25 protein-coding genes and 1 tRNA gene are annotated in these 23,841 nt (G+C 50.3%); 9 read left to right on the top strand and 17 right to left on the bottom strand.

Translation table 11 applies throughout. The features are described from left to right. Positions 1-39 precede the first annotated feature (39 nt). Entirely contained in the window at positions 40-840 is an 801-nt protein-coding gene (locus tag MN084_RS06935; RefSeq protein ID WP_241086676.1) for a tyrosine-type recombinase/integrase, read from the top strand. 5 nt (positions 841-845) lie between these two features. Here MN084_RS06935 and MN084_RS06930 read toward each other — a convergent pair whose 3' ends face one another. Both MN084_RS06930 and MN084_RS06925 read right to left on the bottom strand, forming a co-directional pair. Then, positions 846-1,271 carry an ankyrin repeat domain-containing protein gene (locus tag MN084_RS06930; protein WP_241086677.1) on the bottom strand — a complete coding sequence of 142 codons (426 nt, stop codon included), beginning with the start codon at positions 1,269-1,271 and terminating at the stop codon, positions 846-848. Then, positions 1,258-2,217 carry a hypothetical protein gene (locus MN084_RS06925; protein WP_241086678.1) on the bottom strand — a complete coding sequence of 320 codons (960 nt, stop codon included), beginning with the start codon at positions 2,215-2,217 and terminating at the stop codon, positions 1,258-1,260. The genes MN084_RS06930 and MN084_RS06925 overlap by 14 nt, the downstream gene beginning before the upstream one ends. Positions 2,218-2,564: 347 nt before the next feature. Here MN084_RS06925 and MN084_RS06920 point away from each other — a divergent pair, with 347 nt between their 5' ends. The 8 genes from MN084_RS06920 to MN084_RS06890 all read left to right on the top strand — a co-directional run bounded on the left by MN084_RS06920 (position 2,565) and on the right by MN084_RS06890 (position 9,013). Further along, on the top strand, positions 2,565-3,161 hold the full coding sequence (locus tag MN084_RS06920; RefSeq protein ID WP_241086679.1) for a hypothetical protein: 597 nt from the start codon (positions 2,565-2,567) through the stop codon (positions 3,159-3,161). A gap of 3 nt (positions 3,162-3,164) precedes the next feature. Further along, positions 3,165-3,848 carry a hypothetical protein gene (locus MN084_RS06915; protein ID WP_241086680.1) on the top strand — a complete coding sequence of 228 codons (684 nt, stop codon included), beginning with the start codon at positions 3,165-3,167 and terminating at the stop codon, positions 3,846-3,848. A 10-nt stretch (positions 3,849-3,858) separates the two neighbouring features. Beyond that, positions 3,859-4,908 (top strand): VWA domain-containing protein, encoded by a 1,050-nt coding sequence (locus tag MN084_RS06910; RefSeq protein ID WP_241086681.1) that lies wholly within the window; start codon positions 3,859-3,861, stop codon positions 4,906-4,908. Then, the gene (locus MN084_RS06905) at positions 4,895-6,508 is read left to right on the top strand and encodes a type IV secretory system conjugative DNA transfer family protein (RefSeq protein WP_241086682.1); all 1,614 of its coding nucleotides are present in this window, start codon (positions 4,895-4,897) and stop codon (positions 6,506-6,508) included. The genes MN084_RS06910 and MN084_RS06905 overlap by 14 nt, the downstream gene beginning before the upstream one ends. Before the next feature lie 4 nt (positions 6,509-6,512). Then, positions 6,513-6,932: a hypothetical protein gene (locus MN084_RS06900; protein WP_241086683.1), complete on the top strand. Its 420-nt coding sequence runs from the start codon at positions 6,513-6,515 to the stop codon at positions 6,930-6,932. A gap of 452 nt (positions 6,933-7,384) precedes the next feature. Next, a complete protein-coding gene (locus MN084_RS19425) occupies positions 7,385-7,639 on the top strand; it encodes a recombinase family protein (protein ID WP_445083905.1) in 255 nt (84 codons plus the stop codon). Next, entirely contained in the window at positions 7,533-8,648 is a 1,116-nt protein-coding gene (locus MN084_RS06895; RefSeq protein WP_445083904.1) for a recombinase family protein, read from the top strand. Before MN084_RS19425 ends, MN084_RS06895 begins: the two co-directional genes overlap by 107 nt. A 2-nt stretch (positions 8,649-8,650) precedes the next feature. After that, on the top strand, positions 8,651-9,013 hold the full coding sequence (locus MN084_RS06890; RefSeq protein WP_330178437.1) for a hypothetical protein: 363 nt from the start codon (positions 8,651-8,653) through the stop codon (positions 9,011-9,013). On the opposite strand, the gene MN084_RS06885 is transcribed toward MN084_RS06890, so the two are convergent. The 15 genes from MN084_RS06885 to ndhC all read right to left on the bottom strand — a co-directional run bounded on the left by MN084_RS06885 (position 8,992) and on the right by ndhC (position 23,659). Continuing rightward, positions 8,992-9,068: transfer RNA gene (locus MN084_RS06885), tRNA-Met, on the bottom strand. The two genes, MN084_RS06890 and MN084_RS06885, sit on opposite strands and share 22 nt — an antisense overlap. Positions 9,069-9,181: 113 nt before the next feature. Next, positions 9,182-10,618, bottom strand: coding sequence for an NADH-quinone oxidoreductase subunit NuoN (gene nuoN / locus MN084_RS06880; protein WP_241086685.1), 1,437 nt, complete (start codon positions 10,616-10,618; stop codon positions 9,182-9,184). Between the two features lie 31 nt (positions 10,619-10,649). Beyond that, complete coding sequence (locus tag MN084_RS06875; RefSeq protein ID WP_241086686.1) at positions 10,650-12,164, bottom strand: NADH-quinone oxidoreductase subunit M; 1,515 nt, start codon at positions 12,162-12,164, stop codon at positions 10,650-10,652. Between the two features lie 20 nt (positions 12,165-12,184). After that, positions 12,185-14,173: an NADH-quinone oxidoreductase subunit L gene (gene nuoL, locus MN084_RS06870; protein ID WP_241086687.1), complete on the bottom strand. Its 1,989-nt coding sequence runs from the start codon at positions 14,171-14,173 to the stop codon at positions 12,185-12,187. Between the two features lie 2 nt (positions 14,174-14,175). Then, entirely contained in the window at positions 14,176-14,481 is a 306-nt protein-coding gene (gene nuoK / locus MN084_RS06865; protein ID WP_241086688.1) for an NADH-quinone oxidoreductase subunit NuoK, read from the bottom strand. A gap of 11 nt (positions 14,482-14,492) precedes the next feature. Next, positions 14,493-15,092, bottom strand: coding sequence for an NADH-quinone oxidoreductase subunit J (locus MN084_RS06860; protein WP_241086689.1), 600 nt, complete (start codon positions 15,090-15,092; stop codon positions 14,493-14,495). Between the two features lie 39 nt (positions 15,093-15,131). Then, a complete protein-coding gene (nuoI, locus tag MN084_RS06855; RefSeq protein WP_241086690.1) occupies positions 15,132-15,620 on the bottom strand; it encodes an NADH-quinone oxidoreductase subunit NuoI in 489 nt (162 codons plus the stop codon). A gap of 12 nt (positions 15,621-15,632) precedes the next feature. Further along, the gene (gene nuoH, locus MN084_RS06850; RefSeq protein ID WP_241086691.1) at positions 15,633-16,691 is read right to left on the bottom strand and encodes an NADH-quinone oxidoreductase subunit NuoH; all 1,059 of its coding nucleotides are present in this window, start codon (positions 16,689-16,691) and stop codon (positions 15,633-15,635) included. A gap of 4 nt (positions 16,692-16,695) precedes the next feature. Next, on the bottom strand, positions 16,696-18,999 hold the full coding sequence (gene nuoG, locus MN084_RS06845) for an NADH-quinone oxidoreductase subunit NuoG (RefSeq protein ID WP_241086692.1): 2,304 nt from the start codon (positions 18,997-18,999) through the stop codon (positions 16,696-16,698). Positions 19,000-19,054: 55 nt separating this feature from the next. Then, the gene (gene nuoF / locus MN084_RS06840) at positions 19,055-20,323 is read right to left on the bottom strand and encodes an NADH-quinone oxidoreductase subunit NuoF (protein ID WP_241086693.1); all 1,269 of its coding nucleotides are present in this window, start codon (positions 20,321-20,323) and stop codon (positions 19,055-19,057) included. A gap of 5 nt (positions 20,324-20,328) precedes the next feature. After that, a complete protein-coding gene (locus MN084_RS06835; protein ID WP_241086694.1) occupies positions 20,329-20,859 on the bottom strand; it encodes an NADH-quinone oxidoreductase subunit NuoE family protein in 531 nt (176 codons plus the stop codon). Continuing rightward, positions 20,859-22,112: an NADH-quinone oxidoreductase subunit D gene (locus tag MN084_RS06830; RefSeq protein ID WP_241086695.1), complete on the bottom strand. Its 1,254-nt coding sequence runs from the start codon at positions 22,110-22,112 to the stop codon at positions 20,859-20,861. Before MN084_RS06830 ends, MN084_RS06835 begins: the two co-directional genes overlap by 1 nt. Continuing rightward, a complete protein-coding gene (locus tag MN084_RS06825) occupies positions 22,105-22,824 on the bottom strand; it encodes an NADH-quinone oxidoreductase subunit C (protein ID WP_241086696.1) in 720 nt (239 codons plus the stop codon). Before MN084_RS06825 ends, MN084_RS06830 begins: the two co-directional genes overlap by 8 nt. 11 nt (positions 22,825-22,835) lie before the next feature. Beyond that, a complete protein-coding gene (locus tag MN084_RS06820; protein ID WP_241086697.1) occupies positions 22,836-23,312 on the bottom strand; it encodes a NuoB/complex I 20 kDa subunit family protein in 477 nt (158 codons plus the stop codon). Next, on the bottom strand, positions 23,303-23,659 hold the full coding sequence (gene ndhC, locus MN084_RS06815) for an NADH-quinone oxidoreductase subunit A (RefSeq protein ID WP_241086698.1): 357 nt from the start codon (positions 23,657-23,659) through the stop codon (positions 23,303-23,305). The genes MN084_RS06820 and ndhC overlap by 10 nt, the downstream gene beginning before the upstream one ends. Positions 23,660-23,841 lie beyond the last annotated feature (182 nt).

Raw genomic sequence — 23,841 nt, 5'->3', positions numbered from 1 at the left:
GACCAAATTAGAAAGTGGAAAAATCCGCGCATTGCTGCCATGGCTACATTCACCGACGTTATCGGGGACAAATTGTTAAGCGAAATTACTCGGCGCGAAATATTAGTCTATCGTCAATGGTGGATGGAGCGCGTCAAAAGTAGTGAAGTCGTTGCGTCTACTGTCAATAAAAACATCATGTATGTGCGCGACATTCTTCAATCCGTTGGCATGGCCAACGAAATAGAAACCGATTTTGAACTTCTTTTTGCAAAAATGCGGTTAAGGGAAGTTGAGCAATCCAGACCGCCATTCGAAGCATCTTATGTTCAAAAGACATTTCTGTCATCAAAGCGCCTCGATAAGCTGAACCATGAAGCTTGTCTTTTGATATTTGCCATGGCAGATACCGGTGCACGTGAATCCGAACTTATCGGTTTACGCGCAGAAGATATATTCCTTAAAGATGACATTCCTTATATCTGGATCAGACCGCGAAAGAAGCGTGCATTAAAAACACCTTCTTCAGAACGAAAAATTCCGCTCGTTGGTTCTTCTTTATTTGCATTCACAGAATTACCAAGTGGCTTTACGCATTACCGCAATGCCGATACAGCCTCTACGACAATTAACAAATATTTACGTGAAAATGATTTAAAACCTACGCCGAGCCACTCTCTTTATTCGCTGCGCCACACATTCAAAGATCGCCTAAGGGATGCTCAGGCACCAGAAGAAATTATTGATGAACTTATGGGGCATAAGAAGTCCGGCCCGAAATACGGCCGTGGTCATATTCTGGAGATCAAATACGAATGGATGAAGACAATAGCCTTTAACGTTGATGATATAGATATATAGAGTGCTTAAATTTCCGGTGCATCACTTGCTTCAAGCACTATGTCCTCATCAGCAATTGGATATACGAATGGACTTAGCTTATCGTACATTTTTTTTGCTTTTTCACTTTCCTGCCCGAACATTGACAGCATGATCCACGCCGGATCACGATCAAAATTATCCTCAATACCCGCATCAAGTCCATTGGGTATCTCTTCGAGCAATCTATCAACAGCCCTATCTCTGTAATTAACGGCGGCATGGTGTAAGGCTGTCATGCCCGTTTCGTCGGTTGCATTCAAATCACAGTTCTGGATGCCATCTTCTAAAGCATCCATATAGCCCATTTTCGCCGCATAGAGAAAATCGATCACATCGTCAGGTATATCAGCCAATTCATTACCTTTCCGAGGTGTGTTATCCCTCTTAAATTCACGACTAATCAATACCATTAGGTAGCACACTCCATTTCATATTGTAAAATTCTTTTTTCATATCGCCCATTTCCTTAGCGCTATCGTTGCTCCAGAAATAACCATCCGTGTAATTTGCTTTTTTAAATTCATAACAGGTTTCTTCTGTTTGAAAAATAAATCTGAAATATGGACTGATTAGACATGAGCGATCATAGCTAGGTTCGAATCCATCTCGCTCAAACTCTGACTCACAAGTTAAATTCAAGTTTGCTTCATTTCTTGTTTGAATATCCCAGATTTTCAAAATCAGCTGCTTACCGTCAACGTTGATGTCATACCCGACATACTCTTCGTTTTTGTAAGGTCGCTCCTTTATCCGTCCTATATTTATTGCTTTGAGATCTTCATGCTCGGCATTTTTCGAATGTGTTGTATTGCCAAAATATAAAAATCCTGACGCATAAAATTTGAAAAATCTTGGGTTTTCATAGAATGCTGGTGCACCATCACAATCAAAGACCTTTTGGCACAAATGTGTAATGCAAAAGTTTTGCTCTGGAACACGATGGATATACAGAGACACCCTGTTTTGACGATAAAACCAAAATCCTTCTAATGCTTTGAACATTACTTCTTCGGTTTTCTCTAGGGGATAAATACCCGCCAACTCAGTAATTAATTCACCAGCCTCTATAGAACGCTGGCTTTGATGAAGAAACCTATTGGCTTCTGGAACTACCCTTTGAAACTTGGGCGAACGGATAAAATGCTTCACCGCCTCGAAAGCTCTTGTTTCCAGCCGTGAATTACGTTTTCGGTTATTCCAGTTAGCTAGTTTTTGGCTTGAAGCTAGAAGCACATATTCATGACCAGTTTCTGCCATAGCTCTTTGCACTTCACGCCAGCTATGTTTTTGCCCTGTTCGCTTTTTGAACAGTCTCAACAATGCAAGCGCGACATCTTGATCCAGAGTCTTGCTCACAAGATCAAGCGCTCCGGTAATTGTTTCGTCTTGTTTCGCACAAAACCACCTGTCTGATATTAAATAAGTGAGCGCTGCATTTAAGCGGATGCTCTAAAAATCCTATTGTACCTTTTAGAAAGCAGCGCATTCCATAAACATTATATGAGGATGCATAAAATGACTGAACTAAAAGAAATTTCAATTCATATCATGTTGGAGGTGGTTGACGCTAAACCGCCCCAATGCCCTCCACATAGTAGCGACAAGCACTTTCAGTGTGATCTCTTCTCGATGTGCAATGACCTGCATTGCTTTAGTGCGGGATGTCAAAATGTTGTCACCAAGCAAGCCAGTGAGGTGAAATCATGAAATTTGATAAGCCAAGCCCCTTTGAGGGTATGTCTGCCCCAAGCTTTGCATCGGTGGTCACTGTGCTTTTTTCTATTGCCTTAGAAAGCATGATGTTCACCATGCTTTTCTCAGTATATACAGAAACCATTTGGCTAATGAGCGATAGCTACCTATCGGAGCTACCCATTATTGGAGCAGCGTTCGTAGCACTTGATCCCGATGCTAATGCTAGCCATATTATCTCGATATTGTTGACGACATTCTCGGTGGCAACTCCAATATTCATTTGGTCAGAAGTATTCCGTCAGAAAATTCTCGATGATCCGCAAGAATGGTTTTCTCATCCCCAGAATCAAATTATTGCCAGCTTTTCCATCCTCATTTTATTTCTGATGATCGGGGTAGAGGTTGTGAACTTATACACCCTTGTTGCCCGAGAAAGCATGCAGTCTGGTTTCATCGTGCAGTCCGATGATGGCGGCCTAATGTCGTATTTAGCACAAAACAAAGGCATGGCTATTGGGGTTAGCGCCGTTGTGGCAGTGATAAATATTGTGCTGTCTCTTTTCACAACACGCGCAATTCGCAGCCTTAAACCTACCGAGGAATAAATCATGAAAACTCTATCAGTAATAATTTTGATCATTGCGCTCGCAGCTTGCAGTGAGCAAACACCGTCGCTCCAAATGCAAAAAACTGAATCCATCTTCGTACTTGTCGAAAATGGCGGAACTATTATGGAAGAAGATCAGGAGGAAGCGCTCAATACTGCCCTGCATTTGTTTCAGCAACTTACAACACTTGGTCTACGAAAAGCGACCAAGAACACACAAATCCATATTGTTCTAAGCGCGCTGCCCAACCGCATTGCTTGGTCGGGCACTCCTGATCAGCTTCTGACGCAGGCAGAGGATGTCAAGAATCTGATTACCTTCAATCCTTCGTTTTCTGATTTGGTCATGGCGTTCGAACAAATTGAAACCACTGTTAATTTGACACAGCCTGATGCCATTCGTATTTACTGGATTGGAACCACAATTCATGTGCCGCTTCAAGCCAGTGGTGACAAACCAATCGAAGTAGAGGTTCCGCAAGAAGTACCGAGCAATCTGGCGCTGTCACGCCTATCCAGTCGTCTTGGCGCGCTCAAGATCATGCGTGTGCATCCTGACCAAGATCAAATATTACAAGCCTACCTCACATCTTTGGGAATTTTGGAGCGCACACGTAAGGGCGAAATTGATTTCTCTCTTTTGGGCGAAGCTCAAACCAAATCACGTCTCAAGACACTTTTATAAGGAGGATCATATGAAAATTTACAAACCAATAATTTCTATCGGAATGATAGCTATATGTTGCCAGCCTCTCTGTGCCCAAGCTCAAGAGCCGAAAATTAGCATCAGCTCGCGGAGCCAGCAAGAACAGCCCGTAATTATCGTGAGATCAAAATACGATTTCGCAACAACGATATCACTAAAAATGAAAGCCGATCCTTCACGTGGAGTTTCGGATGTTCTCATCAGGGCTATTTCAAAATATGGCATGGTTGATGCGCTCGGGGTCAAGATCACATCTGGATTTGATGTTGATGTCCCAAACAATCTGGTTGTGGCATTTAGTGGCGGCACATCAGAAATAATCAAAACAACATTTTCACCAAACGGTTTTCAAGTGATTGGCAGTTTTAAAGATGCAAACGGTAATTTTGTTTCGCCGCCTAAAGACAGTCTGGCTGTCTATAACACCAACGGCGAAAAGCTCTGCTTTGAGTACGAGGATGTTACTAGCGCAAATGAAATCATGTACTTTGCTTTGCTACTTGATCGTTCGTGGTCAATGGAAAATCACATCGATGAAGTTAAGGCGACTGCCAAGAAATTCCTTAATATGCTGCCGGATACCGCCATGTGCGGTGTCGCTAATTTTGGTCATGATTGGAGCTACAGCCATTCAGAGTATAAGAGCTGCGGTGCCACCGATTTCCAGATTGATGATATTGCTCTATCCGGTACAACAGATATTTACGCTGTTCTTAAACCTACATATACCAACTTTGCGCGCCCATTTTTTAATGGACGGCAAAAGACAGTCATCATTGTTACTGATGGCTACACACTGGATGATGAGGTTCGTAAGCAAGAATTAACCTCCATTAAAGGCGATGTACTGACTTTCGTATATTTCATCGGCGGCACAAACCGCAATGCCCTTGAGGGCGTAACGGATCATTTCATCACGCATGAGGGCGATGTCGCGAAATCACTCTCGAAATATTTTGAAACGATTGGCCAAGCTTATAAAGCTCAAAAAATATTAAACGTAAGCACGTGTCAAGGAGGTTCATATGCAACCCCCTAATCAGCTAGCACCGCGCATTTACAGCCGCGATCCCAATCTGCATGGATCAAGCCGCCTTGCAGACAAGATACATCTAAAAAATCGCGGGCTAGATGAATTCGGCAACATTTTTCTAGGCTACGGCATGGCCGAGCATAAGAAAGGGCGCAGCTTTGCGATTACTACCAATACACAAAAGCATCTGCTTACCGTTGCGCCAACACGTAGCGGCAAGTTGCTTACCGCTTCTTTGCCACGTTGCATGGAGCATCAGGGATCGATCTTTGCGATTGATGTTAAGGACGGCGAGTTATCACTGATCACAGCGCGCTATCGAAAACATGTATTAGGCCATAAAGTCGTGATCATCGATCCTTGGGATATAGCATGCTCACATCTTGGCATCATCCCTTCTCGCTTCAATGTACTTGATTGGCTTGATCCAGAAAGTGAGGACTTCGTGGAGGATGCCACGCTCATAGCGGATAGTCTTATAACAACCCATGGATCAAAAGACCCATTCTGGAATGATGAAGCCAGAGCGCTAATTATGGGGCTGGTAATGTATGTTGCAGCGACGCCGTCTGTTTTAATCCCTACGCAAGAAAAATCGCGTGATCTTGCACAAGTTCGCAGGTTGCTCAATCTACCTGCCAATCGCTTCAAAGAAATGGTTGATGGTGCGTTTGAAGAGGATGAGGAAGGAAGCATCCGTCTTGTTCACGCTGGCATGGCGCAAAGTCGAAGTGAGCCTGTGCGCGCTGCGGCGGCACGTATTATGAGTAAGGCTTCAAAAGAGTTTTCCGGTGTGATTTCAACCGCGCAACAAAACACACACTTTCTGGAAAGCCCGCGCATTCAAAAGTCCCTCAGTGAATCTGACTTTTCTTTTGATGAACTGGAAAATGGCAAGATAGATATTTTTATCGTATTGCCTGCCGGACGGCTTTTTACCTATAACCGTTTTTTAAGAATGCTTATCAGCATTGCGATCACTGCTGTCACTCGCTTCAAGACAAAACCAAATCCACCTGTATATTTCCTTCTTGAAGAAGCCGCAGCATTGGGAAGATTGGAAGTAATAGAAACCGCGTTCGGGCTTATGGCCGGATATGGCATGCAGCTCCATCTGATCGTGCAAGATTTCAATCAACTTGTATCGTTGTACTCTGAGCGCTGGCAAACTTTTGTTGCTAATAGCGGCGTGATCCAGATATTCGGCACACGCGATCTAATGACGGCTGAATATATATCGCGTCTTTGCGGTATAACCACTATGGAAAGCTTGAGCGAATCGAGCGCTGCTTTTCGCGCTGGATTACTATCTGATCCGAATTATCTAAGCCGCGATGATGCATTAACGTCAAGAAGCCTGATTACGCCCGATGAGATTATGACCATGCACCCTGCGGCGCAAATCCTCATCCTCTCTAACGCTCATCCAGTTGCCTGTTTCAAAACAGTGTATTTCCTAGACAAGCGTTACCGCGATAAAAACGGGAAGCCGTTATTTGATATCCACCCGCATTATGCGGATCGGCTTCTTGCCTCTCCTGTTAATTTCATGCGCAGTGGTTTTGATATTGGCGGTGCGTTAGCCCAAGTATTCGACGGAGGGTAGAGAAATGACTATTCGAATATTTTTTAACATCATAATCCTGGGCTTTGCCGCTTACGGCTCATACCGCGTACTTGAAAATGCTCTGACCTTTTACACTGACCAGCATTGGCAATATTACTTCTATTGGATTGCGCCTTGGGCACTGTTATATGGCTCAGTAAAAGCATGGCATCAAAGTTTTGTTTGGCGGCGAATGCTGGGCGCTCGCCAAAACCCACCGATATTAAGTCGCGGTGGCTATCAGCAACAAAGAACCAAACGTCACCCGAGCATTTTAGAACATATTTGTGCAGCATTATTTATTCTGGCACTTGCAGCAATATTAAAAATATTTTCTATCCATAGTATTGCATGGTGGATCGGTTCCCTGATTTTTTCTTGGGCATGTTTACGCATAGTGCTCATAAGGATACGCCGTCCATGATAAACACCTATCGCAAATACCTTCACCCTACAAAAAACGCAGTTTTCTACGGTTTCTCGGGTGAGTATTTACGATTTATTAAGGTTTATCCGGCTATCATAGGTAATGAGAGAGCGTATAGGGATAGATTAATATCCAGCGCTCTTTTTTATTGCGCAAGATGGTCGTATGTGTGCTGTACACTCATAGTATGCGCCCTCTCAAAATACGACTTTAGCGCACAACTTTTCAAGCGAGGGCAAGACGTTCTCGCTTTTTTTCTTGGGAAATTTCTATGAAGAAATTCTCAAGAGAAAACAGGCAAATAGATTTGAAGACTCCTGCTAATCGGAGTCATAATCGGGATAACGATGATGAGCGCATAAAAGCTCTCGTCAGATTTTTGGCAAGACGCGCCGCAACGGAAGATTACCGTATGCACCAAGACGCTCTTGCCCCTCCCGACAAGACAAATGGTGGTAATTGATATGACACAGCGCGTTTGTATATACGCACGATATAGCTCAGACCTTCAAAGCGATGCTTCGATTGACGATCAAATCCGCCTGTGCAGCGAAAAAGCCAAATCTGAAGACTGGAAGGTGGGCAATTGCTATACAGATGCCGGTATATATATCCGGTTCATCCCTCATGCGCCACGGCATTCAAGGCTTGCTAAGCGCTGCAATAAACGGCGAATTCGATATATTGCTGGCCGAAGCTCTTGATCTCCTTTCCCGTGATCAAGAAGATATTGCCGGTATCTACAAACGCATGCAATTTGCAGGCATTAAAATCATTACTCTATCCGAAGGTGAAATCTCTTCGCTTCATATCGGCCTGAAAGGAACGATGAATGCGCTATTTCTGAAAGACCTTGCAGACAAAACACGGCGTGGCCTTCGTGGGCGTGTTGAAAAGGGCACGTCCGGTGGAGGCATTGCTTACGGCTATCAGGTTGTGAAGCAATTTGATGCCAATGGTGAGGCAATTAGGGGGAATCGTGAGATCAACGAAGAACAGGCTGAAATTGTCCGACGTATATTTCGAGAATATGCCCATGAAAATAAATCCCCCAAAGCCATCGCCGCACAGCTCAACAACGAAGGCATTCCCTGTCCGTCAGGCAGCACTTGGGGGGCTTCGACCATAAATGGTAATCGCAGGCGCGGAACAGGGATTTTGAATAACGAGCTATATCAAGGAAAATTGATCTGGAACCGGAACAGTATGGTTAAAGACCCGTCTACAGGCAGACGCGTATCGCGTCAAAACGAGGAATCCGAGTGGATACGAAAGGATTTACCAGAGCTTCGTATTCTGCCCGAAGAACTATGGAATGCCGCAAAAGCAAGGCAAGCCGTTCTCGACAAGGCAAAACCGGCACTCTGGCAGACCAACCGCCCACAATACCTACTCTCAGGGCTTACAAAATGCGGCGTATGCGGTGGTGGCTATTCCAAGATCAATAGCTCACATTATGGGTGTTCGGCCTCCAAGAACAAAGGAGAGAGCGTATGCGCCAACCGTAAGACCATCAAGCGCGAGATATTGGAGAGTTATGTTATTGATGCTCTTAAAACAAGGTTCATGCAGAGCGAGCTAGTGGAGGTGTTTTGCAAAGAATACACTAAGCACCTAAATGTGCTGAATTCTCAAAAGGACGCTACGCAGAAGCGCCAGCGTGTTGAACTGGATACTTTAGAGAAAGAGCGCGTTAATCTCATTAACGTGTAACTATGCGCAAAGCAGAGGTCTCAACGCTATTGAAGGCCGAACCTGCTAATAAGCCCCTACTACATCCTGCTATGGCCTCACGATTTCACCAAAGCGTGAAGGATTTAGCGAATGTCTTAAATCAGGAGGATGCGCGTTCGGAAGCATCTGAGCATTTACGCAAACTGGTTGATAAAATCGTTCTCACACCCAAAGCGGATGAAGATGGCCTAACGATTGATTTGTATGGTGATCTGGCTGGAATTTTGAATATGTCTACAGGAGACAAAGATATGAATATCATTGAACGGCTTGCGCTATTACCTGTGAATGATAATAGTCCTCAAGCCTTCCAAGATAGAAATGGTAGCGGGGGCAGGATTTGAACCTACGACCTTCGGGTTATGAGCCCGACGAGCTGCCAGACTGCTCCACCCCGCAACTGACGAGCGCGCATAATACACACCCCTCACAACTTCGACAACCCTTTTTCCAAAATAATTCGTAACTTATCGATAACCCCCTGCAGATGTATACGAGAGAGTATGGATCTGTCAGCTGAAAGCTGCAGCGCAGAGCGACAACAGGCCCGCCGGGAACAGGCCCAGCGCCAGCATGGAGAGACCGTTCACCGAGAGGGCAATCTGGGTATCCAGCCCTGCAGTCAGGGGCGCATCATCGACCGGCTTGTCGAAATACATCAGCTTGATAATTCGCAGGTAGTAAAAAACGCCAATGATAGAGAAGAAGACACCAACCAGCGCCAACCAGGTCATACCTGCACTGACAACAGCATCCAACACGAACAGTTTGGCAAAGAAACCCACCGTAGGCGGCACCCCGGCCATCGAGAACATCACCAGCAGCATCATGCCTGCAAACCAGGGACTGCGCTCATTCAGCCCTTTGTAATCGACCAGTTCATCGGCTTCGAATCCCCGGCGGCTCAGCAACATGACAATACCGAAAGCACCCAGCGCCATGAGAGCATAGACGATGCTATAGAACATGGCGGCGGTGTAGCCCTTTGCCGTTCCCGCAAGAATACCAAGGAGAATGAAACCGACATGAGAGATGGTGGAATAAGCCAGCATGCGTTTGATGTTGCCCTGCGCAATAGCAAACACATTACCCACGCCCATGGACAGTATGGCCAAAATCACCAGCATGCTTTGCCAGTCGCCGTGCAGGCTGCCGAGACCATCCACCAGCATGCGCATAGCCAGTGCAAAAGCAGCAATCTTCGGGGCACTGCCAATAAACAGGGTAACCGCGGTAGGCGCACCATGATAGACATCCGGCACCCACATATGGAAAGGTACTGCACCCAGTTTGAAGGCCAGACCGATAACCACAAACACCAAGCCAAAAACCAGGACTACCTTGTTGACGTCGGGGTTAGCCACACCCTGGGCCACTGCACTGAACTCGATAGAGCCGGTAGCACCATAAATCATTGAGATACCATAGAGCAGCATGCCGGATGCCAGGGCCCCCAGAACGAAATATTTCATCGCTGCCTCTGAGCCCTCAACCGAATCACGGTTGAAAGCGACCATGGCATAAAGCGAGAGTGCCAGCAGCTCCAATCCCAGATAGATGATGAGAAAGCTGTTAGCCGAAATCATAATCATCATGCCGAGAAGAGCGAAAAGTCCCAGCACATAGAACTCACCCTTGAACAGATCGCGGTCCCTCAGGTAATCCTTGGCATAGAGGAAGACACCGGCAGTAATCAGGCAGATGGCGATTTTCAGCAGATCACTCATGGTATCGCGAATCACACTGCCATCGAACACCACCCGAGTCTCGCCGGAAGCGCTCAGCAATATGACGCCCACTGCCAACAGCAAACCTATCTGGGCAATACCGTAACTGATCACCCGCTGCTCTTCCTTGAGGAAGAGATCTATCACCAGCACCGAACAGGCCACTGTGAGTATGAAGATCTCCGGTAGAACCGGTATCAGGTTGGATATATCAAATTGCATTGAGACTCACCAAATTCCGTATAGGCCGGCTTTATAGCTTGGAGACGGCAATATGTTTCAATAGGCTGGTGATGGAACTGTCCATCACTTCCACCAGAGGTGCGGGCCAGAGGCCCAGAACTAACACGGCCAGAGCTAGGGAACCGAGCACGAAAAATTCGCGGTTAGTTATATCTTTCAGGCCGGCAACCCCTTCATTAGCCACTTCGCCGAAGACCACCCGCTTCACCATCCAGAGGGTGTAGGCAGCACCGATAATTAGTGTGGTTGCAGCCAGGAAAGCGAACCAGAAGTCGGCCCGGAAGCTAGCCAGGATCACCATAAACTCACCGACGAAGCCTGAAGTACCCGGCAGGCCGGCGTTGGCCATGGCAAAGAAGACCATGAAGCCGGCAAATATCGGCATGGTATGGACTACGCCACCGTAGCTGGAAATTTCACGGCTGTGCAGGCGGTCATAAAGGACGCCGACACAGAGGAACATAGCGGCAGAGATAAAGCCGTGGGAGACCATCTGCACCATGCCGCCTTCCATACCAAGCAGTGCGCCACCCTGTGCATCCGGGTTCTGGGCAATCATGAAGACAATAAAGAAGCCCAGGGTCACAAAGCCCATATGGGCAATAGAGGAGTAGGCGATCAGCTTCTTCATATCAGACTGGGCCAGCGCTACGAAACCGATGTAGACCACCGCGATCAGGGACATGGTGATAATCATCCAATCCAACTCGCTACTGGCATCCGGTGTAATTGGCAGACTGAAACGGAGGAAACCGTAACCGCCGATCTTCAGCATAATCGCTGCCAGAATCACTGAGCCCCCGGTAGGCGCCTCAACGTGAGCATCCGGCAACCAAGTATGAACCGGCCACATTGGCACTTTCACTGCGAAGGCCATGAGGAACGCCACGAAAATCAGAATCTGCTCGGTCAAATCCAGTTTCAGATCATGGAAACCAAGAATTTCGAAACTGCCGGACTGGAAATACATGTAGATCAGTGCAACCAGCATGAACACTGAACCGAAGAAAGTGTAGAGGAAGAACTTAATGGTGGCGTAGACCCGATTTGGCCCGCCCCAGACACCGATGATCAGGAACATCGGAATCAGCATCGCCTCCCAGTAAACGTAGAAGAGCATGGCGTCCAGTGACGAGAAGACACCGACCATCACACCTTCCATGATCAGAAATGCCGCCATATAGTGGGAAGGTTTGTACTGGATCACATCCCAGCCGGCAACGATCACAAAGATGGTGATAAAGGTGGTAAGAATGATCAGCGGCATGGAGATACCGTCCACACCGAGGTAGTACTCAATATTGAACAGTGGTACCCAGGGGGCGCGCTCGACAAACTGCATCTCAGAGGTTGAGACGTCGAAGCCGGAATAGAGCGCCAGACTGACGATAAAGGTGAGGATCGCTATTATCAGAGCGGTCCAGCGGGTCGCGTTCGCGGCCTTGTCGCCGCTGGCAATGACCAGTATGCCGCCGATAATCGGCAGCCAGATGGTCAAACTGAGAATGGGCCAGTCAGCAATCATGCGTAGCGTCCTACCTTCACTTAAATAATCACAAACCAGGTCAGCAGTACCAGCAGACCCAGAATCATGGCAATGGCGTAATGAAACAGGTAACCGGTCTGAACATTACGAACCCAGTCCGCAAAACGACCGACAGAGCGGGCTGAACCATTAATGATCAGACCATCAATAATCCCTTTGTCACCCACACTCCAGAGCAGCTTTCCGATACCGCGGCTGCCTCCGGCAAAAACAAACTGATAGATCTCGTCAAACCAGTACTTCTTTTCCAGGGTCAGATAGATCAGGTCGAAGCGGGTCTTGATATCGTGAGCAATACTCGGCTTCTTCATATAGATAAACCCAGCCACAAACAGGCCCGCAAGCGCCAGATAGAGCGCAGGCCCCATGAAGCCATGGGCGATCATGGAATTGGGACCATGCACCGCCTTACCCAACTCACCGAGGGTATCGTGCTGGGGCAGTACAAACAGGACATCCTTGAACCAGTCACCGAACAGCATGCCGTCCATGGTGAAATAACCAATACCAATGGAAGGAATGGCCAGCATCACCAGAGGCACCCAGACCACTTTGGGGGATTCATGGAGGTGGGCTTTTGCGTGCTCATCCCGGGGGCCTTCGCCATGGAACACCAGGAAGAACATGCGGAAACTGTAGAGGGCCGTGATAAAGACACCGCTCAGCACTGCGGCATAAGCGTAGCCGGAGCCAGCAATTTGGGAGTGGTGTACCGCTTCAATAATGGCGTCTTTCGAAAAGAAGCCGGAGAAACCCGGGAAGCCGATCAGTGCCAGCGATCCGATCAGTGAAGTCCAGTAGGTCCAGGGCATGTACTTCCTGATACCGCCCATGTTGCGGATATCCTGATCATGGTGCATGCCGATGATAACCGAGCCTGCGGCGAGGAACAGCAGCGCCTTGAAGAAAGCGTGGGTCATCAGATGGAAAATACCTGCCGCATAGGCGGAGACACCCAGGGCCACCATCATGTAACCGAGCTGGGAGAGTGTCGAATAGGCCACGACGCGCTTGATGTCGTTCTGCACGATACCGATCAGGCCGGTAAAGAAGGCGGTGGTTGCACCGATCACCAGGACAAAAGTCAGAGCGGTCTCTGAGAATTCATAAAGCGGTGACATCCGGGCGACCATGAAGACACCAGCGGTAACCATGGTGGCGGCATGGATCAGTGCGGAGATGGGGGTCGGGCCTTCCATTGAGTCCGGCAGCCAGACATGCAGCGGAACCTGGGCCGATTTGCCCATGGCACCGATAAACAAGAGGATGCAGATCACCGTCATCAGAGACCAGCTGGTGTCACCCCAGATATGAATCTGGGTGGAGGCAAAATCAGGGGCTTGGGCAAACACCTCGGCATAATCGAGGCTGTTGAAGTACATGGCAACAGCGGCAATACCCAGAATGAAGCCGAAATCACCCACCCGGTTGACCAGAAACGCCTTCAGGTTGGCAAAGACCGCGCTCTCGCGCACTGTCCAGAAACCGATCAGCAGATAGGAGACCAGGCCCACAGCTTCCCAGCCGAAGAAGAGTTGCAGGAAGTTGTTGGACATCACCAGCATCAGCATCGAGAAGGTGAAAAGAGCGATATAGCTGAAGAAGCGCTGGTAACTGTTTTGTCCTGCCAGGCTATCTTTCGGCCAGTTAGTCTCATCGTCTGCCATATAACCGATGGTGTAGATATGCACGCAGAAGGAGACAAATGTAACCACCACCAGCATTACAGCGGTCAGCTGATCCACCAGAAAACCCACTTCCATACGAAGGCCGTCACTGATCATCCAGACATAGACAGATTCGTTGTAAACTTGTTGATTACCGGAGATAAAGCCAAACAGGACATAGAGAGAGAGGAGTGTAGAGAGCCCTACACCGCCGGATGCTACCCAATGGGCACCTGCCCTGCCGATCCGGGCTCCGAGGAAACCCGCAACGATTGCGCCAAAAAGTGGCGCCAGCACGATGAGGAGATATATCTGGTCCATGCTTAACCCTTGAGCCTGTTCAGATCTTCGACATTGATAGTGCGCCGGTTACGGAACAGCACCACCAGAATAGCCAGGCCGATTGCCGCTTCCGCGGCCGCCACTGTCAGAATAAAGAAGACGAAAACCTGACCCGCCGTATCGTTATAAAAGTGGGAAAAGGCGACAAAATTCATATTTACCGCCAGCAGCATCAACTCCACACACATAAGAAGAATAATGATGTTCTTTCGATTCAGAAAGATGCCTGCCACGCTCAGCGAGAACAGGATGGCACCTAGAATCAGATAGTCGGAAAGTGCGATCATATCGGCTCCTGTTACTCCTCTGATTCCATCTTCACTACCCGCAACCGGTCCGAACTCTTCACCTTCACCTGCTCGGAAGGGTTCTGGGATTTGGTCTTGGGGCGTTTGCGCATGGTCAGTCCAATGGCTGCAATGATAGCGACCAGCAGAATCACCGCCGCGATCTCAAACGGGTACATGTAAACGGTATAGAGGACGCTGCCCAGCTCCTCGATATTGTTATAACTGGCGGGATGTCCCGCCGGTGCGGCATATTTATCCAGGCCGAAGTTGCCCGGGCCAACCACCAGAAACATCTCCGCTGCCATGGCGGCCGCTACCAATGCCCCCACCGGCAGATGCTTGATAAAACCGGCACGCATGGTTGCCACATCGATATCGAGCATCATCACCACAAACAGGAACAGCACCATGACTGCGCCGACATAGACCAGCACCAGCACAATGGCCAGAAACTCCGCCTCCGCCAGCAGCCAGATACCGGCGCTGGTAAAGAAGGCAAGCACCAGAAACAACGCCGAGTGGACAGGGTTGCGCCGGGTGATGACCATACTGGCAGCAAACACCAGAATGGCGGAAAAGAGATAAAAGACAAACAGTTCGAATGTCATCGGATCATCCAAGTCTAAAATTTATTGCCAGACTGCTCATCAGCGGTACTTGGCCTGGGCAGCAATATCAGCCGCAATCTGGGTCTTGTGTTTATCACCCATGGCCAGGAGTTTCTCCTTGGTCATGATGGCATCTTCACGGTTCTCGAAATGGTACTCGTAAAGCCGGGTCTCAACGATGGCATCCACCGGACAGGATTCCTGGCAGTAACCGCAGAAGATGCACTTGAACAGGTCGATGTCGTACCGAGTGGTGCGCCGGGAACCATCTTCCCGCGGCTCTGCTTCAATCGTGATGGCAACAGCCGGACAGGCCGCTTCACACAATTTACAGGCGATGCAGCGCTCTTCGCCGTTTTCATAACGGCGCAGGGCATGCAGTCCGCGAAAACGAGGAGAGACCGGCGCCTTCTCTTCCGGATACTGAACCGTAAATTTCTTACGGAACATATAGCGCCCGGTTACCCCCAAGCCCTTCAACAGCTCCAGAAGGAACAGACTCTTGATGTAGTCACGCAACATTTTCATCTGTCATTCCACTCAATCAAACCACCAGGGTACCTGGTAGACCACAGCCAGTCCCACCACCATAATCCAGGCAATAGTGATGGGGATAAACACTTTCCAGCCCAGCCGCATGATCTGATCATAACGGTAGCGTGGATAGGTGGCGCGCAGCCAGAGGAAGAAGAAACCGACAAATGCGGTCTTTGCAACCATCCAGACCATCCCCGGCACCCAGTCGAATAGCGGCCCCAGCAGCGGCCAGCCGTGGAACGGTGACAGCCAGCCCCCCAGAAACAGCAGGGCGGTAAGGGCGGAGATCAGAATCATATTGGCGTATTCACCCAGGAAGAAGACTGCAAAGGGCATACCTGAGTATTCGACATGAAAGCCTGCAACGATTTCCGATTCACCCTCGGCCATATCGAAGGGAGCACGATTGGTCTCGGCCACGCCTGAGATGAAATAGATAATGAACAGCGGAAACAGGGGTATCCAGAACCAGTTAAAGAGGCCGCCATCACCCTCCTGGGCGCGGACGATTTCACCCAGATTGAGACTGCCTGCCGCCACCAGTACACCGACCAGGGCAAAACCCATGGCGATTTCATAAGAGACGATCTGCGCAGCCGAGCGCATGGCGCCGAGAAAGGCGTATTTGGAGTTGGATGCCCAGCCGGAGATGATGACGCCATAGACACCGACCGAGGTAAGCGCCAGAACGTAGAGCAGTCCCGCATTGAGATCCGCCAGTACTAGGCCATCCTGGAACGGGAACACCGCCCAGGCCGCCAGGGCCGGGCCAAGAGTCAGCATTGGCGCGAGCAGAAACAGGAGTTTGTTGGCCTTTGCAGGAATCACAATCTCCTTGAACATCAACTTCACCGCATCGGCAATGGGTTGCAGCCACCCTTTGGGGCCAACCCGGTTGGGGCCGATACGCATCTGCATGTAGCCGATAAGCTTGCGCTCGGCATAGGTAAAGTAGGCAACACAAAGCATCAGCGGCACCACTATCACAACGATCTTGATCAGAATCTGCAATATGATCAGATTCTCACCAAGCCATTCCCAGAGCGATATCAATGAATCCATCGGTTTAAGCCTTCTCCAGGGTCACTTCACCAAATTGACCACCCAGGTTCTCAGTACCCGCCAGTGCAGCAGGTACCCGGACACAACCGTCCGGTACAGAGGGGTCGATTATTACCGGCAGCTCAGCACGGCCGCCATCCTGAATCACTACGCCGGGAGCATCGGCCATCAGACCGGCTCTGGCCGCTTCATCGGCATTGATGTAGATGCCTGCGATAATGGCATCCCGGGTCTCCTGCAGTGCCGTCGCACGACGCACCAAAGCATCGGCGGCATAGAGTGGTACATCACCAATCCGGGTCAATACACTGCCCGACAACACTCTCTCTGCGGTAGCTGTTCCAGAGACGGCGTTATCCGGTTTCAATTCACCCACAACCGCCTGCACCTCAGCCAGCGCATCTTCGGAGCTGACCTGATCAAAGCCCTCAATATCCAGCAGGTTGCCCAACACTCTGAGCACTTTCCAGCCCGGCCGCGCCTCACCCATGGGTCGGACACTACCGGCGAAGGATTGCCAACTGCCCTCGGCATTGACATAAGTGCCTGAAGTCTCGGCAAACCCAGCCATCGGCAACATCACATCCGCAGCACGCTCAAGGGAGGGGCTGCGATAAGCCGTCATGGCAACCACAACACCCGCCTGATCAAAGGCTTTTGCCGCCATTGCCGGGTTCCAGAAATCATAAGCGGGTTCAACACCCAGCAGAAAATAGCCTTTCTTCTGATCTTCAAGCACGGCACGGGCGTTAAGACCGCTTTTTGGCATGGCACCGGCAAGCCTGGCACCCACACTGTTTGCCGCTTCCGGAAGATAGCCGAGACTAGCGCTGCTGGCATCGGCAATGGTTGCTGCCAATAACCGTATAATGGAGTAATCGGGATGAGACATTGCCAGATTGCCAAGCAGCACCGTTGCCTGCTCTGCACTCTTCAGGGTGTCCGCCTGGGCTTGATGGGCGGCATTCACCTCGGCTTTATCGATCAGCCCGCCCGTTGCGCCAAGCGCCTTGGCCACCGCCGCCAGATCATCGACCAGCCCAGCGGCTGAGCTGACCATCTGTTCAGCTGCGTAGTTCAGATCCAGTTTCAGAGAATTGATAAAACTGATTTTGGCTCCCGCCATAACCGCTTTGCGTAGACGATGTCCTAAAATTGGTTGATCCTTTCGGACATTAGAGCCAATCAGCAGAGCTGCATCGACCTGCTCCAACGCTTCCACGCTTTGTCCCAGCCAGGGGAAAGCGGGCTCTTCACCACGAAAATCACCCTGACGGAGACGGAAATCAATATTGTCGCTGCCCACTCCCCGCACCAGTTTCTGGGCCAGATGGAGCTCTTCCAGGGTCGCGGTAGGCGAAACCAGGGCTCCCAGTTGGTCGCCGCACTGTTTCAGCCCTTTAGCCGCTATCTCCAACGCCTCTTCCCAGCTCGCTTTCTTCCACTCGCCCTTCTCTTCAATCAGCGGAGAGGTAAGGCGATCATCGCTGTAGATGCCCTGGTAGCTGAAGCGGTCACGATCGGATATCCAGCACTCGTTAATCGCCTCGTTATCCCTGGGATGCACCCGCATCACTTGGTTACGACGAACGTGAATCAGAATGTTGGAGCCCACTGAGTCGTGTGGCGCGACACTCTCGTGCTGAGTCAACTCCCAGGCACGGGCCTGGAAACGGTAAGGTTTGGAGGTGAGAGAGCCGACCGGGCAGATATCGATGATATTGCCTGACAGTTCGGAGTCGACACTCTTCTCGATATAGGTACCAATAGTCATGTGCTCACTGCGTCCGGTGGCACCGAGTTCCCGAATACCGGCAATTTCCGCACCGAAGCGGATACACCGGGTACAGTGAATACAGCGGGTCAGATCAGTCGCGATCAACGGACCGATATCCTTGTCTCTCACCACCCGTTTGCCTTCGACAAAACGGGATACGTCGCTGCCGTAGCCCACAGCGATATCCTGCAACTCGCACTCGCCACCCTGATCACAGATTGGACAATCAAGGGGGTGATTGATCAGCAAGAACTCCATGGTCCCTTTCTGCGCCGCCAGCGCCAGAGGCGAATGGGTAAACACCTTCATCCCATCCGTCACCGGGGTGGCACAGGCAGGCAGTGGTTTTGGCACACGCTCCACTTCGACCAGGCACATACGGCAGTTGGCCGCAATGGATAGCTTCTTGTGATAACAGAAACGGGGGATCTCGATACCCGCCGCATCGGTCACATCAATCAGCATCTCACCGGCTTTCACCTTCAGCTCCTGACCATTTACCTGAATTGTTACCGTCTGCTTTTCAGACATCGATTTGATTCTCTAACCGCTGCTCAATTTATGGGTTAATTATTCTGAATCCAGCTCAACCAACCATGCACTTCTTGTGTTCGATATGGTATTCAAACTCATCCCGGTAGTGGCGCAGCATGCCTTGTACCGGCATTGCCGCCGCATCACCCAAAGCACAGATAGTGCGACCGGCAATCTTCTGTGTCATGTCATCCAGTAGCGCCAGATCTTCCGATCGGCCCTGCCCGTTTTCAATCCGGCTTACCACCCGATAAAGCCAGCCAGTACCTTCACGGCAGGGAGTACATTGCCCACAGGACTCTTCATGGTAAAAATAGGACATGCGTTCCAATATCTTGACCATGCAGTTGCTGCCGTCCAGCACAATCACAGCACCGGAACCCAGCATCGAGCCAGCGTTGGAGATGGAATCGTAATCCATGTTCAGGTCCATCATCTGCTCTCCGGGTACTATCGGTGAGGATGACCCACCCGGAATCACCGCCTTCAATCGGCTACCCTCTTTCATCCCGCCTGCCATCTCCAGCAGTTGTGAAAAAGGAGTGCCCATGGGAATCTCGAAGACGCCGGGATTGTTGATATTTCCAGAGATGGAAAACAGCTTGGAACCGCCGCTGTTCTCTACACCCAGCTCCTTGAACCAAGCCCCCCCCTTCTCCATGATCACCGGTATAGAGGCCAAGGTCTCTGTGTTATTAATGATAGTGGGGCGGCCATAGAGTCCAAAGTGGGCCGGAAATGGCGGCTTGTAGCGTGGCTGCCCTTTTTTCCCCTCGATCGACTCCAGCAGTGCCGTCTCTTCGCCACAGATATAGGCACCACCACCAAGATGGCTGTGGAGCTCAAAATCAAAATCTGAGCCGAGAATATTCTCACCAAGGAATCCCGCTGCACGCGCCTCTTCCAGGGCCACCTCGAAGCGCTCGTAGGGTTCCCAGAACTCGCCTCGGATATAATTATAGCCTTGAGTGGCACCAATGGCATAGCCGGCGATAACCATCCCTTCAATCAGCTGGTGAGGGTTGTAGCGCAGGGTGTCCCTGTCTTTGAACGTGCCGGGCTCGCCCTCGTCCGAGTTGCAGACCACATATTTCTGTCCAGGTGCATTACGGGTGATGAAACTCCACTTCAGGCCGGTGGGAAAGCCCGCACCGCCACGCCCACGCAGACCGGAAGCCTTCACCTTTTCAATGATCTGATCAGGCGGCATTTTCTCTGTTATTATCTTGGTCAGCATCTCGTAACCACCGCGGCTCTGATACTGCTCCAGCAGCCAGGGACGGTCGAGATCCATATTCCTGAAACAGACTTCATTCGCCATGGCGTTTACTCCAGCCCATCCAGAATCGAATCGACCAGTTCAGGGGTCAGATTCTCATAATATTTGGTACCAACCTGGAACATAGGCGCACCACCACAGGCTCCCAGGCACTCCACCTCTTTCAGGGTGAATTTGCCGTCCCCCGTGGTTTCGCCCAGCTTGATGCCCAGTTTTTTCTCCATATGATCAACAATCTTGTCCGAACCGTTGATCATGCATGAGATGTTGGTACAGACACAGACCTTATGCTTGCCTACCGGTTTGTGCTCATACATGGAGTAGAAGGTCGCCACCTCATAGACCGCTATCGGCGGCATATCCAGGTAAGTGGCAACGTCATCCATCAACTCCCGGGTGAGTGATCCACCATTGTCATCCTGTACCAGACGCAGGGCAGCCATTACTGCAGACTGCTTCCACCCTGTCGGATACTTGGCTATCCAACGGTCTATCTCAGCTCTTGTCTCTGGAGAAAAGAGTTTCTCTTTCTCCTCCGCTGGTTTGACGGCGGTCATCGGTGCATTCTTGAAACCCATCAGCGGTCAATCTCCCCGAACACAACATCCATAGTGCCAACCACAGCTACTACATCGGCCAGCATATGCCCTCTCACCATCTCATCCAGGGCGGCCATATGGGCAAAACCTGGCGCACGGATCTTCAGACGATAAGGTTTGTTGGCACCATCAGATACCACATAGCAGCCAAATTCACCCTTGGGTGCCTCAACCGCAGCGTAAGCCTCGCCCGGCGGAGGACAGTAGCCCTCGGTAAACAGCTTGAAGTGGTGGATCAAACTCTCCATATCCCCTTTCATCTCGCCACGCAGAGGGGGTGAAACCTTATGATCCTCCACAATCACCGGACCGGCATTCTCACGCAGCCAAGTGATGCACTGCCGGATAATCCGGTTGGATTGGCGCATCTCTTCAATACGAACCAAGTAGCGATCGTAGCTATCGCCTGTCGCACCAATGGGGATGTCGAAATCAACTCGATCATAAGCGGCATAAGGCTGTTTCTTGCGCAGATCCCATTCGATGCCGGAACCTCTCAGCATGGGACCGGTAAAGCCCAACTGCAGCGCCCGCTCCGGTGACACGATGGCAATATCCACCAAGCGCTGCTTCCAGATCCGGTTATCGGTGAGCAGTGTCTCGTACTCATCCACCAGACCGGGAAAACGGTCGGTAAAATCTTCAATGAAATCCAGCAATGAACCCTGACGCGTCTCGTTTTTGCGTGCAATATCGGCATCGCTGCGGAAATTGTTGTTTTCGTACCTAGGCATCTGATCAGGCAGATCGCGATAGACACCACCAACCCGGTAATAGGCCGCATGCATACGTGCGCCGGAGACTGCTTCGTAAACGTCCATCAGATCTTCCCGCTCGCGGAATGCGTAGAGGAAAACCGTCATGGCACCCACGTCTAGGGCATGGGTCCCAAGCCACATCAGATGGTTGAGAATGCGGGTAATCTCATCGAACATGGTGCGGATGTAAAGTGCCCGCTCAGGTACCTCCACACCCAGGAGTTTCTCGATCGCCATCACGTAGCCGTGCTCACTGCACATCATGGAGACATAATCGAGGCGGTCCATATAGGGGATAGTGTGATTGTAAGGTTTGCTCTCCGCCAGTTTCTCAGTACCCCGGTGCAACAAGCCGACATGGGGGTCGGCACGCTCAATCACTTCGCCATCCATCTCCAGCACCAAGCGCAAAACGCCGTGGGCCGCCGGATGCTGGGGACCGAAGTTCAGGGTGTAGTTACGAATCTCATGCATCGGCACTGTCCTGCTGTACTCCCTCTCCGGGCAGATCCCGATCGCTCCTGCGGATCACCTTTGGAACCAGCGTCCTGCTCTCCAGAGTGACCGGTTCATAGATCACCCGCTGCAATTCCGGGTCATAGCGCATCTCCACATGTCCTTCCAAGGGAAAGTCCTTGCGGAAAGGATGCCCGATAAAGCCGTAATCAGTGAGAATCCGGCGTAGATCCGGATGGCCGCTGAACATGATTCCGAAGAGATCGAAAGCCTCACGTTCAAACCAGTTTGCACCGCTCCAGGTTCCGACCAGGGACTCGACAATCGGCTGTTCAGAATCTAAGAATACGCGTAATCGCAACCGCTGGTTATGGCTGAGTGAAAGCAGGTGATACACCACTGCAAAACGGTCGCTGCCACTGTCGTGAATTGGTAACTTATGATCGACAGCACGGCCAAAGCCGGTGGCAGACGCACCCAGGGTAATCCACTCGGACTCACCATAACAGGCATAGTCGACACCACAGACATCAATCAACTGCTCGAAAAGAAAGACCTCGTCATCGCGCAACTGGGTTGCTATCTCAACCAGTTGATCCCGGGGCACCACCATGGTCACCTCGCCGAGAGCGCGGCTCACTTCACACCCTTTGGCGCTATACCGCTGCTGTAGATTCTCCGCCAGCGTTTCTGCACGCTGCCGAAATGTTGTCTTGACGCTATCGTTCATGACCCTCTCACCTATCGCGCGATGGTGCTGGTGCGTTTAATCTTGTCCTGCAACCGCAGTATGCCGTAGAGCAGCGCTTCTGCCGTGGGAGGACAACCCGGAACATAGATATCCACCGGCACCACACGGTCGCAGCCACGAACCACCGAGTATGAGTAGTGATAATAACCACCACCATTGGCACAGGAACCCATAGAGATAACCCATCGGGGCTCAGCCATCTGGTCGTAAACCTTACGCAAAGCAGGTGCCATTTTATTAACCAGCGTCCCTGCCACGATCATCACATCCGACTGACGGGGGCTGGGGCGGAAAATGATACCGAAGCGATCCATATCATAACGGGCCGCAGCAGAGTGCATCATTTCCACGGCACAGCAAGCCAAGCCAAACGTCATCGGCCAGAGGGAGCCGGTACGGGCCCAGTTGATAAGCTTGTCGGCGGTGGTGGTGATTACCCCCTCTTCGAGGATGCCTTCTACTCCCATTCCAGCGCCCCTTTCTTCCACTCGTAGATGAACCCGATGACAAGAATGCCCAGAAACAGTGCCATGGCAAGGAATCCGGCCATACCGATCTTGCCCAGCACGACAGCCCAGGGAAAGAGAAATGCAATCTCGAGATCGAAAATAATAAACAGAATGGCAACCAGATAGAAACGCACGTCGAACTTCATACGGGCATCTTCAAAGGCTTCGAAGCCACACTCATAGGGTGTGAGTTTTTCATCGTAAGGTCGTCTGGTTCCGAGCGCGAAGCCCAGAACAATCATGACGACCCCGACCATCAGGCCGACACCGACAAACACCAGAACGGGCAGATAACTTTCTAACATTTTTACTCTCGCCCTCTTAACCGAGTATCCGGGCAGCTTGATTTAATGTCCGGGACGTGATGTTAAGATGCAGGAGTCTATGTCAGACGTATCCTGCTGTCAACCCATTGAAAAATATAAACTACTTATATTTCAATTGGTTGCAGCATTATCAGGTAATTTTTCAATATTATCGTACAGAT

It is taken from the genome of Candidatus Vondammii sp. HM_W22 (assembly GCF_022530855.2).
Lineage (GTDB): Bacteria > Pseudomonadota > Gammaproteobacteria > Chromatiales > Chromatiaceae > Vondammii.
Note: the sequence above shows the minus strand (reverse complement) of the source record. Positions and strands in the feature narration are given on the sequence as shown.

What these genes read in the sequence shown, in the direction of transcription:
- MN084_RS06935 (WP_241086676.1), top strand. Translation starts at nt 40, where the DNA reads ATGGCTACATTCACCGACGTTATCGGGGACAAATTGTTAAGCGAAATT.
- MN084_RS06930 (WP_241086677.1), bottom strand. Translation starts at nt 1,271, where the DNA reads ATGGTATTGATTAGTCGTGAATTTAAGAGGGATAACACACCTCGGAAA.
- MN084_RS06920 (WP_241086679.1), top strand. Translation starts at nt 2,565, where the DNA reads ATGAAATTTGATAAGCCAAGCCCCTTTGAGGGTATGTCTGCCCCAAGC.
- MN084_RS06915 (WP_241086680.1), top strand. Translation starts at nt 3,165, where the DNA reads ATGAAAACTCTATCAGTAATAATTTTGATCATTGCGCTCGCAGCTTGC.
- MN084_RS06910 (WP_241086681.1), top strand. Translation starts at nt 3,859, where the DNA reads ATGAAAATTTACAAACCAATAATTTCTATCGGAATGATAGCTATATGT.
- MN084_RS06905 (WP_241086682.1), top strand. Translation starts at nt 4,895, where the DNA reads ATGCAACCCCCTAATCAGCTAGCACCGCGCATTTACAGCCGCGATCCC.
- MN084_RS06900 (WP_241086683.1), top strand. Translation starts at nt 6,513, where the DNA reads ATGACTATTCGAATATTTTTTAACATCATAATCCTGGGCTTTGCCGCT.
- MN084_RS19425 (WP_445083905.1), top strand. Translation starts at nt 7,385, where the DNA reads ATGGTGGTAATTGATATGACACAGCGCGTTTGTATATACGCACGATAT.
- MN084_RS06895 (WP_445083904.1), top strand. Translation starts at nt 7,533, where the DNA reads ATGCCGGTATATATATCCGGTTCATCCCTCATGCGCCACGGCATTCAA.
- MN084_RS06890 (WP_330178437.1), top strand. Translation starts at nt 8,651, where the DNA reads ATGCGCAAAGCAGAGGTCTCAACGCTATTGAAGGCCGAACCTGCTAAT.
- nuoN (WP_241086685.1), bottom strand. Translation starts at nt 10,618, where the DNA reads ATGCAATTTGATATATCCAACCTGATACCGGTTCTACCGGAGATCTTC.
- MN084_RS06875 (WP_241086686.1), bottom strand. Translation starts at nt 12,164, where the DNA reads ATGATTGCTGACTGGCCCATTCTCAGTTTGACCATCTGGCTGCCGATT.
- nuoL (WP_241086687.1), bottom strand. Translation starts at nt 14,173, where the DNA reads ATGGACCAGATATATCTCCTCATCGTGCTGGCGCCACTTTTTGGCGCA.
- nuoK (WP_241086688.1), bottom strand. Translation starts at nt 14,481, where the DNA reads ATGATCGCACTTTCCGACTATCTGATTCTAGGTGCCATCCTGTTCTCG.
- MN084_RS06860 (WP_241086689.1), bottom strand. Translation starts at nt 15,092, where the DNA reads ATGACATTCGAACTGTTTGTCTTTTATCTCTTTTCCGCCATTCTGGTG.
- nuoI (WP_241086690.1), bottom strand. Translation starts at nt 15,620, where the DNA reads ATGAAAATGTTGCGTGACTACATCAAGAGTCTGTTCCTTCTGGAGCTG.
- nuoH (WP_241086691.1), bottom strand. Translation starts at nt 16,691, where the DNA reads ATGGATTCATTGATATCGCTCTGGGAATGGCTTGGTGAGAATCTGATC.
- nuoG (WP_241086692.1), bottom strand. Translation starts at nt 18,999, where the DNA reads ATGTCTGAAAAGCAGACGGTAACAATTCAGGTAAATGGTCAGGAGCTG.
- nuoF (WP_241086693.1), bottom strand. Translation starts at nt 20,323, where the DNA reads ATGGCGAATGAAGTCTGTTTCAGGAATATGGATCTCGACCGTCCCTGG.
- MN084_RS06835 (WP_241086694.1), bottom strand. Translation starts at nt 20,859, where the DNA reads ATGGGTTTCAAGAATGCACCGATGACCGCCGTCAAACCAGCGGAGGAG.
- MN084_RS06830 (WP_241086695.1), bottom strand. Translation starts at nt 22,112, where the DNA reads ATGCATGAGATTCGTAACTACACCCTGAACTTCGGTCCCCAGCATCCG.
- MN084_RS06825 (WP_241086696.1), bottom strand. Translation starts at nt 22,824, where the DNA reads ATGAACGATAGCGTCAAGACAACATTTCGGCAGCGTGCAGAAACGCTG.
- MN084_RS06820 (WP_241086697.1), bottom strand. Translation starts at nt 23,312, where the DNA reads ATGGGAGTAGAAGGCATCCTCGAAGAGGGGGTAATCACCACCACCGCC.
- ndhC (WP_241086698.1), bottom strand. Translation starts at nt 23,659, where the DNA reads ATGTTAGAAAGTTATCTGCCCGTTCTGGTGTTTGTCGGTGTCGGCCTG.